Genomic DNA, 9,999 nt, shown 5'->3' on the forward strand with positions numbered 1-9,999 from the left:
TGATGAGACTTTTGATAAAACTGCGTTGCCAGCGACATATCACGCAGCTTATCGCTCAATGCATTGAACTCCAGCAGGTGACTGGATTGGGAGTTGATGGCAGCAAAATGACGCTGTTGAACATGATCTATATCCAGCTGAATTTTTTTCAGTCTGGATACCAGGATAGAGGCGAACCACCAACTGAATGGCAGTAACAGCAACAGCATCAGAGCAGCAACCAGTGCAGCATTTTTACTTTTACTCCACACCATACTCATCACGGTATTCTGCGGTGAAATGATGGTGAGAAACTGGCTCTCAGCATCATTCATTTCAATAGCGCGGTGATAGACATAATAATCCTGCCCATTAAGCGTTATTGATTGCAGCTCATCGGAGACCTGTAACGCATCACTTCTGAAACGATCGAAACTGAAAGCTTGTGGATTACCTTCTCTATCAATTGAATTAAACCACTTATCGACTAACGCCTGATGGTGGGTATCCGATAAATTTTCCAGTGCACTGTTAAAAATTTCAGCCAGACCGGTTCGTTGTCGATTCACCATAAAATGTAAACCGGCAGGTAATTCAGCCGGGGCAAAATCAACACCTTGGTGCACCATTATTTCATCGGCATATTCCTGTGCGGTAATGTATTGCAAGGTAATTGCCGTATCCATTCCAGCATCTGCCTTTCCACTGATAACCGCCTCAAAAATACCTCTTGTTGTCTCCGTTTCGATAATATTGATATCCGGAAAATCAGCCTGCAGTCTCCCGATTAATGACCAGCCCTCGGGGATGGCAACGGTTTTATTATTTAGCTCGGAAATGTGGGTTATAGGTGTTTGTGAAGTCGTAATGATGCCATAAGGAACCTCGACAAACGGGATGGTCATTTCGCCCATGAAGTTACGAAATTCACTGTAAAAAACCGGTTGCATGATTTCCAGTTCACCATCCACGAACTGCGTCGCCAGTTCCTGCCAGCTCTCACCGGAAATAAATTGCATCTCTAGGCCCGTCATTCGTGAAATATAGGCCAGCACATCAACTGCATAACCACTTGGTACACCGTTGTTTGAATAATTTAACGGCGGCCAGTCTATCTCACTGGTGACGCTTAATACCGGATCATTCTGAATTATTGCTAACTGCTCATTACTGAGCTCAAGCCGGGGAGCGGCAGGTAATAAGGCCGTTGACTTTTCGGGCTGGTTTGACGCGATCACCCCGCCGGTTTGCGGATAAAAATAGATTTCCGTAGCTTTGCCCAGATCGCGATTTTGCAATAGCGTAGATAACGGTGACAGTTCTGCGGTAATTGCTAGCACTGCACCACTGTCAGGCAACTTAATCGAATAGCTCTGTGCAGGCGTTTTAATTTCGGCTAGCAGGTAAGATTGAGTTTTAATAGCCGCATTGGTTTTCGCGTCAGAAAACCATGGGTGATGATTAATATCGATATCGCTATTATGTTGCCAGACATGGCGCAGCGTAAAGTTACGGTCATAGTATTCCAGCCGGCGTTGTTGCTGCTCTCCCTGATTAAATATTTTGATTAATAACCACCGATCAGCCTCTTCTGCCCGTAAATGCGGGCGCAAATCAGGTGAGGACTGGAGATTGATGAGCTGCTCGACATCACCGCTCTGTTGACCAATATAAACCGATTGAAATAACTGATTACGCTGCATGACCGCCATCAGTACCTGACGAGTATCACCACTCATCCGGGGATTTTCAGCTATCGCCGGTAATTGTGCCAATTCGTTAATTTCATTTTTGGCTCGTGTATCAATTGAGTCCAGATACTCGTGAATACTTTTTAGCGTTTGCTGGTAACGCTTGGTAATGGAACTCTCCGCGGCATTTTTATTGAAATAATACTGCACCGTGATGCTGGCAACAGCCACCAGCAGGCTGAAAAGTATTAAGCCGGCGACCACTGCCGTACGAATTGATAACTGAAATTTTTTGTTTCGCTTTTCCATTACTACCCTCTTTGGCGAACTCAACGCTAATCAATCATCTAAGCCTGTCACAAGCATACAAAGGAATCTTAGAACAAACCCTGATTTTTAAAATTATGTAATTTGAAACTCATTTTGATGAGTCAACACGTATAATCATGATTCGATAATGACATTAACATTTAACTCGCCTTCTATAACAATCCTTTACATCGAACTAAAACCTGGTTTCGGCTATGCTTTTCAGGCTATGCAAAAAAAAATTAAACATTATTTAATCTTCAGTTGTGGTTGGATTTGTATCATTTTGGGGATAATCGGGGCGTTACTTCCCGTTATGCCCACCACGCCATTCATGATTCTCGCCTTAGCCTGTTTTGCTGAGACCTCACCACGTTTTCACGCGATGTTATTAAATAATCGCTGGATTGGTGCACCTTTAAAACAATGGGATCAAACCAAAACAGTCCGCCGACGTACTAAAATCCAGGCACTTATCATGTTGGTTATCGCTTTTAGTGCTTCAATAACGATGCTGTGGGGGCGTATTGGCATGCAATTGCTTTTACTGGGGTTGGCAATATTGATGTTAGGCGTGGTACTGAGATTAAAAGAAGCAGAGCCAAAATATGAAGATTAATGATCTGATTAAGCAACGTCATAGTACTCGGGCTTTTTTAAATAAGCCCGTCAGTGAAGATGATATCTGTGAAATACTGGATATTGCCCGCTACGCACCTTCAGGAGCTAATACACAGCCATGGCAAGTTGCTGTACTTACGGGCCAAACCAAGCAAAAAATCAGCGATAGTTTGGTCTATGCATTTCAGCAGGGCATTCAATCAGCACCCGATTATTCCTATTATCCGGAAATCTGGCACTCCCCATATATCGAACGCCGCCGTGCTTGTGGATTGCAGCTGTATCAAAGTCTACAGATTGATCGAAAAGACAAGGTCGCTCAGCAAAAACAATGGGAAGCGAATTACCGGGCGTTTGATGCACCGGTAATGTTATTGTTTTTTATGGATACCGAAATGCAGACCGGCTCATTTCTGGATCTTGGCATGTTTCTGCAAAACCTGATGTTAGTGGCTCAGGAGAAAGGACTGGCAACTTGCCCCCAGGCGGCTCTGGCAGAATATCCCCAACAAATTAAAACCATTCTGGACTATCCTGCTGACAGTATTCTGGTGTGTGGCATGGCTTTGGGATATGAAGACACCACGGCAGCCGTCAATGACTATCGAACAGATCGTGAACCAGTTTCTGTGTTTACCCGCTTTTTTAGCTGATTTTGGAGTTTTATTATGGATTTAGCGACATTTCTCGCTACCTTGACAAACAATCCGTCTGAGATTGATTTTGAAGATACGATGGCGGTGATTGATGCGAACTATCAGTTCACTCCTACTGCATTTCACAACGGGGAGTTGCATAACAATGCCGGAGAAAATAATGGATCATGCAAGATTCTGTTTTTTGGCATTTTGCATGAATTGGGCGAATCACAGACATTAGCCTGTTTTGGACGTTATTACCGCAGCGATGTTTTGCTCAACCCTAAAGGTGATGACCATCAGAATATCCGTAACTTTCTGCGTTATGGCTGGGATCGTGTGAGCTTCAATGGTGAAGCATTAACGCCTATGCATTAAAGTTTGTTTAAATAAAAATCCCGAACGCAGACTGCCTGCGTTCGGGATCATTGAGTTTTACTAAAGTAGTACCCGCTCAATACCACCGGCTTTCACATTATCAATAAACTGTGTGTGCCATTTCTCACCCAGTACATGTTTGGCGACTTCCACCACGATGTAATCGGTTTCTATGCCGGTATCCTCGTTATAACGTGACAGACCTTGCTGGCATGCCGGACATGAGGTCAGCATTTTCACATTGCCTTTTACGGCTTTATCCTCGCCAGTCAGCTCCTGAATCCCCTTTGTGATCTCTTCTTCCTTACGGAAGCGGACCTGTGTGGCAATATCCGGACGTGCAACCGCAAATGAACCCGCTTCGCCACAGCAACGATCATTCAGCGTCACATCCTGCCCCAGCAGGCTGGCCGCCACGGAAGTCGGTTTGTAAGTTTTCATCGGTGTATGGCAGGGATCGTGATACATATATTGAACGCCATCGACACCTTGCATCTTCACGCCTTTTTCCATCAGATACTCATGAATATCCAATAATCGGCAGCCGGGGAAAATGGCTTCAAACTCATATTTAAGCAGCTGATCCATACAGGTACCGCAAGACACGATAACGGTCTTGATATCCATATAGTTCAGCGTATTGGCAACGCGATGGAAAAGTACCCGGTTACTGGTGGAAATCGCCGTCGCTTTATCATCATCACCGGTAGAGGCCTGCGGATAACCACAACATAAATAGCCTGGCGGCAATACCGTTTCAGTCCCCACTTCATAAAGCATCGCCAGAGTCGCCAGCCCTACCTGACTGAACAGACGCTCTGAACCACACCCCGGGAAATAAAACACCGCATCGGAATCTTCCGTGACTTTAGTCGGATCACGAAGTATCGGCACCATTTTGTCATCTTCCAGACCCAACATACCGCGTGTGGTTCGCGTTGGCAGATTGCCCGGCATTGGTTTTTTAACAAAATGCACAACCTGTTCACGCAATGGTGTTTTACCGGTAGTAGGCAATGGTGGCTTTTTCTTTTTGTTCGCCAGAAGTCCCAGATACTTAGCCGCCGAATGTGCCAGACGCTGGGCTTTGAACCCCAATTGAATCATGGTTTTATGCATGATTTTCACGGTCAGTGGATCAGTCGCATTCAGATACGCCATCGAAGACCAGGTGCCCAGATTCACATGGCGTTTACCCTGTTTTTTCAACACGGCACGCAGCTTCATTGACACATCACCAAAGTCAATATTGACCGGACACGGATTCAGACAGCGGTGACAAACCGTGCAGTGATCAGCGACATCATTCATTTCCTCAAAATGACGTACTGAAATGCCACGACGGGTTTGTTCCTCATAGAGAAACGCTTCCATAATCAAACCGGTGCCCAGGATTTTGTCACGTGGTGAATAATATAAATTGGCACGAGGTACATGAGTAGTACATTCCGGTTTACATTTACCGCAACGCAAACAATCCTTGATATCGTTGTTTATCTCACCCAAGTCACTGGCTTCAAGGATCAAAGCTTCCTGCTGCAATAATCGCAACGAAGGCGTGTAGGCATTTTCCAACCCGGACCCCGCCAGCAATTTTCCGGCATTAAAGCGTCCCAGTGGATCCACTTTTTGCTTGTAACCGGCAAACGCATCAATGGTCGCTTTATCCAGATACTGCATCTTGGTCAGACCAATACCATGCTCACCCGAGATAACACCGCCCAGATCGCCAGCCAGCTTCATGACTTCATCAACTATCAATTCTGCTTCATGCATCATTTGATAGTCATTTGAGTTCACTGGGATATTGGTATGCACATTACCGTCACCGGCATGCATGTGCGTAGCGACAAACAGGCGGCTTGAGCGCAGTTCTTTATGAATATCATCCAGCTTGTTACGCAGAGCTTCCAGAGATTGCCCCTGGAACAACTCTTTCAGGGGTTTTTCGACTTCCTTACGATAAGAAATACGCAGGTCACGGCGTTGCAGTACATTAAATAATGTATCGGTATCCGCCAGTAAATTCAGAACCTCATCGGATAACAGTTCCTTATGATTCAGTGCGACAGAGTCAAGATTATCCAAAACTTCCTGCCAGCGGGTTTGCACCACCCGTAAATGGCTGCAGGCGGTATCAATCTTTGATTGCAGGATGGCATCATTTTCCGCGCTGTCATCCAGTTTCTTAACGGTTTGTTTGAGCTCTTTCGGTTCACTGCTTAAAAACTGCAGCACCGTATCCACCATTCGTAATTTATTCTGGGTAGAGTGAATAATATTGATACGTTCAATACCATCGTTGTACTCCGACAGGCGCTCAAGCGGAATAACCACGTCTTCATTGATTTTGAAAGCATTGGTATGTTTGGCAATCGCGGCCGTACGAGCACGATCAGCCCAGAAACGGGCTCTTGCTTCAGGACTTACAGCAACAAAGCCCTCCCCTTCACGGGCATTGGATAACCGAACAACCTCAGAACTGGCTTCAGCGACGGCATTTTCATCATCACCAACGATATCGATCAGCAAAACCATTTTCGGTAATTCTGAACGAGGTGCTTTTGTACTGTAATCAACAGCTTTTACATAACGCTCATCGAGATGTTCCATGCCTGCCAACAACACTTTTTTGTTGCTATCGAGGAAATTTTTGGTTTCCACAATTGCCGGCACGGCTTTGGTCAGATCATTACCAAAAAATTCCAGACACACCGTACGAATAAATTGCGGCATACGATGTAAAACAAACACAGCAGAGGTAATCAGACCATCACAGCCTTCTTTCTGAATACCGGGTAAACCGCCCAGAAACTTGTTGGTTACATCTTTACCCAAGCCCAGTTTACGTAATTGCTGTGCCGGAATAGCAATGTCTTCAGGCGCTTCCAGCAAGGTCTTACCATCGGCCTGATAACGGCTGATACGGAAAGTGGCCATCTCAATATCGTGGATTTTTCCCATATTATGATTAAGACGCTCAACTTCCATCCAGGTGGCATCGGGTGTCACCATCCTCCATGAAACCAGATTATCCAGTGCCGTTCCCCACATAACCGCTTTTTTACCACCGGCATTCATCGCCACATTACCGCCAATGGTCGAGGCATCCTGTGATGTTGGATCTACCGCAAAGACCAAACCATTTTTGCCGGCCAGGTCCGATAAACGACGCGTCACCACACCGGCTTCAGCCCGAACGGTAGCGACTTCATCATCACGACCGGGGAGCTTGCGATAAACAACGCCCCCCAGACCTTCCAGCTTTTCGGTATTAATGACTACGCTGTCAGCCGTCAATGGAATTGCACCACCGGTGTAGCCGGTGCCACCACCACGAGGAATGACGGTTAATCCTAACTCGATACTGGCGGCAATAATGGCAGCCATTTCTTCTTCATTATCGGGTTTGATCACGGCCAGCGGGTACTCAACACGCCAGTCAGTAGCATCAGTCACATGCGACACACGCGACAAACCATCAAAACAGATATTATGTTTTTTAGTCACACGGCTAAGACGACGCATCACCACTTTACGGCGATCAGCAGTCGCCAGCAGTTCTCGCTCAAACTTTTCTACCGCTTTACGAGCTGCCTGTTCCAATTGCAGTGCCAGTTGATTCTTATTTTCGGTAGCGCGCTCGCGGATCTGATCCAGACGATGATGCAACGCATGACGGAGGGAGTCCCAACGCTTGCGGTTTTCGATCAAATCATCCTGAATATAAGGGTTGCGCGAAATAACCCACATATCACCCAATACTTCGAACAACATCTTGGCACTGCGACCCGTTTTGCGTTGCTCACGTAACTGTTGCAGAATTTCCCACATCGGTTCACCAAGATACCGAATAACGATTTCACGATCTGAGAAAGAAGTGTAGTTGTAAGGGATTTCTCTTATACGAGTTGACATAATGGGTCAGCGAATCCTAGTTTGAGAAGTGGCAGTCAATCACTAATTTTAACACGAAGCCGGGTAATATAAGACCTATTAATAATGAGCCTTTTTATCGATCAGGCTGTTCACGGAAAAAAATATGGAAATTATACAAATCATTGCCCTCGCCCTGTTACAGGGGCTGACTGAATTTCTGCCCATTTCAAGCTCTGCTCATTTAATCCTGTTGCCCATTATTGCCGGCTGGGAAGATCAGGGGCTGGCTTTTGATGTAGCGGTCCATGTTGGCACTCTGGCGGCGGTTATCTTTTACTTTCGCACTACTATCAGACAGCTTATTACTGATTGGTTTGGTTCACTGCAACAAAGACAGACTGTTGGTGAAAGTAAATTAGCCTGGGCCGTGATTATTGGCACCATTCCCGTTGGTCCGGCCGGATTGTTTCTCGGTGACTTTATCGAGCTGTTTTTGCGCAGTCCACTGGTTATTGCCAGCACCACGATTTTATTTGGACTGCTATTAGGCTGGGCTGACTGGAAAGGTCGACGCAGCCGTAATGAACAGCAAATGGGCTGGAAAGACATTTTCATTATCGGAATCGTTCAGGCTTTGGCATTAATTCCGGGGACATCACGTTCCGGCATTACCATGACAGCTGCATTAATGTTAGGATTAACCCGTCAGGCAGCTGCCAGATTCTCTTTTTTACTATCTATACCGGTTATTTTTCTGGCCGGCGGACTCGAAACGTTAAAGCTGATTAAAGCCGACCAGGCTACCGACTGGTTTGCGTTGACCGCAGGTGCCGTTTTCTCTGCCATCAGCGCGTATATATGTATCTATTTGTTTCTGAAGTTACTGGAACGTATCGGTATGTGGCCTTTTGTCCTATACCGTTTGTTACTGGGCGGCATCTTGCTGTTTGTATTTAGTTAATTGCAGTTGACATACTTAGTGTGAATCCGTAACATTCTCCCTCTTTATTTGACCGCATGCGTATATTTTCAGGAGCACCCCGCGGAATGAAAACCTTAAGTGCAAAACCAGCAGAAGTTCGTCGCGACTGGTTCGTAATTGATGCCGATGGCAAAACTCTGGGCCGTATGGCAACAGAAATCGCTCGCCGTCTGCGCGGCAAACACAAAGCTATCTATACACCTCACGTTGATACCGGCGATTACATTGTTGTTGTGAACGCTGAAAAACTGCGTGTTTCCGGCAACAAAATGAAAGATAAAATTTACTATCATCACACGGGTCACATCGGTGGTATTAAATCTATTTCGCTGGAAAAACAACTGGACAAAGCACCTGAGCGTGTCATCCAGACAGCAGTGAAAGGCATGTTGCCTAAAAACCCTCTGGGCCGTGCTATGTTCAGCAAGTTGAAAGTTTATGCTGGTACTGAACACCCGCACGCAGCTCAACAACCTAAAATGCTCGAAATTTAATCGGATATCGTCATGGCAGATTCTTACTACGCTACAGGCCGCCGCAAAAGCTCAACCGCTCGTGTATTCATGAAGCCAGGCAGCGGCAACATTACCATCAACACTCGCAGCCTTGAAGATTACTTCGGTCGTGAAACATCTCGTATGGTTGTTCGCCAGCCACTTGAACTGGTTGAAATGCTTGATAAAGTTGACCTCAACATCACTGTTCGTGGTGGTGGTAACAACGGCCAAGCCGGTGCAATCCGTCATGGCATCAGCCGCGCATTGGTTGAATACAACAGCGAACTGAAAACTGATTTACGTAGCGCAGGCTTCATCACTCGTGATGCCCGGGCTGTTGAACGTAAGAAAATCGGTCTGCATAAAGCACGTAAGAAACCACAGTTCTCAAAACGTTAATTCAACGTTTATGGAACAAAAAAACCACCTTCGGGTGGTTTTTTTTTGCTTTAAACTTCTCAAAGTGCATGAATCATGCTATCTAATAAACTGATTTTGGTAAGTTTAAAAAGGACAATAACAGATGAAAAAACAGGGCATTTTCGGACTCATCGGCATGCTGGCCTGCTTTAACGTCCAGGCACAATCACCAGAAATCGCCATATCTGCAGGGAGCTTTGAAGTTTTTGAAGACAGTTCGCTGGAACTAGGTGTTGAATATCGTTTTGCTGCCCAGGAATCCTTCTTTAACATTATCCCGGCCATCGGCATCAACGCCAATACCGATGGCGGATACTGGGCGCATGCCGGAGGCCGATATGATATTAACCTTGGAGAGAGATGGATTTTAACCCCGCAACTTGCTGTGGTCGGATACGAAGATGGTGATGGGCAGGATCTGGGAAGCGGTTTTTTATTTCGTTCGGGTATCGAAATCGGTTACCGGGTAGCCCCTGGCTCACGTGTGGCATTAACGCTTTACCATATGTCTAATGCTAACCTCGCCAAAAATAATCCCGGCTCCGAATCGTTAATGCTGAGTTACAGTTTTTCGCCGTTTAATCGCTAGGGCTTGTTTATCTTGC

At 45.9% G+C, this 9,999-nt stretch carries 9 protein-coding genes; 7 read left to right on the forward strand and 2 right to left on the reverse strand.

All coding sequences use genetic code 11. From position 1 onward, the window contains the following. A partial coding sequence (locus B3O33_RS14745; RefSeq protein WP_292363886.1) for a transporter substrate-binding domain-containing protein occupies positions 1-1,979 on the reverse strand: 1,979 nt, incomplete at its 3' end. 148 nt (positions 1,980-2,127) lie between these two features. Between B3O33_RS14745 and B3O33_RS14750 the strand changes: the two genes are divergently transcribed. Genes B3O33_RS14750 through B3O33_RS14760 form a run of 3 tightly spaced genes read left to right on the forward strand, consistent with a single transcriptional unit; the run spans position 2,128 to position 3,616 of the window. Then, complete coding sequence (locus B3O33_RS14750) at positions 2,128-2,598, forward strand: YbaN family protein (protein ID WP_292363887.1); 471 nt, start codon at positions 2,128-2,130, stop codon at positions 2,596-2,598. Continuing rightward, positions 2,588-3,253 (forward strand): nitroreductase, encoded by a 666-nt coding sequence (locus B3O33_RS14755; protein WP_292362022.1) that lies wholly within the window; start codon positions 2,588-2,590, stop codon positions 3,251-3,253. Before B3O33_RS14750 ends, B3O33_RS14755 begins: the two co-directional genes overlap by 11 nt. Before the next feature lie 15 nt (positions 3,254-3,268). Continuing rightward, entirely contained in the window at positions 3,269-3,616 is a 348-nt protein-coding gene (locus B3O33_RS14760) for a HopJ type III effector protein (protein WP_292362021.1), read from the forward strand. A 60-nt stretch (positions 3,617-3,676) separates the two neighbouring features. Here B3O33_RS14760 and B3O33_RS14765 read toward each other — a convergent pair whose 3' ends face one another. After that, positions 3,677-7,534 (reverse strand): DUF3683 domain-containing protein, encoded by a 3,858-nt coding sequence (locus tag B3O33_RS14765; RefSeq protein WP_292362020.1) that lies wholly within the window; start codon positions 7,532-7,534, stop codon positions 3,677-3,679. A 124-nt stretch (positions 7,535-7,658) separates the two neighbouring features. Here B3O33_RS14765 and B3O33_RS14770 point away from each other — a divergent pair, with 124 nt between their 5' ends. The 4 genes from B3O33_RS14770 (at position 7,659) to B3O33_RS14785 (ending at position 9,983) form a co-directional block, all read left to right on the forward strand. Continuing rightward, positions 7,659-8,456, forward strand: coding sequence for an undecaprenyl-diphosphate phosphatase (locus B3O33_RS14770; RefSeq protein ID WP_292363888.1), 798 nt, complete (start codon positions 7,659-7,661; stop codon positions 8,454-8,456). Positions 8,457-8,542: 86 nt separating this feature from the next. Further along, positions 8,543-8,971 (forward strand): 50S ribosomal protein L13, encoded by a 429-nt coding sequence (gene rplM / locus B3O33_RS14775; protein ID WP_014705973.1) that lies wholly within the window; start codon positions 8,543-8,545, stop codon positions 8,969-8,971. A gap of 12 nt (positions 8,972-8,983) precedes the next feature. Continuing rightward, positions 8,984-9,373 (forward strand): 30S ribosomal protein S9, encoded by a 390-nt coding sequence (gene rpsI / locus B3O33_RS14780; RefSeq protein ID WP_292362018.1) that lies wholly within the window; start codon positions 8,984-8,986, stop codon positions 9,371-9,373. A 124-nt stretch (positions 9,374-9,497) separates the two neighbouring features. After that, a complete protein-coding gene (locus tag B3O33_RS14785; protein ID WP_292362017.1) occupies positions 9,498-9,983 on the forward strand; it encodes an acyloxyacyl hydrolase in 486 nt (161 codons plus the stop codon). Positions 9,984-9,999: the final 16 nt, after the last annotated feature.

Source organism: Methylophaga sp. UBA1464, assembly GCF_002325665.1.
Taxonomy (GTDB): domain Bacteria; phylum Pseudomonadota; class Gammaproteobacteria; order Nitrosococcales; family Methylophagaceae; genus Methylophaga.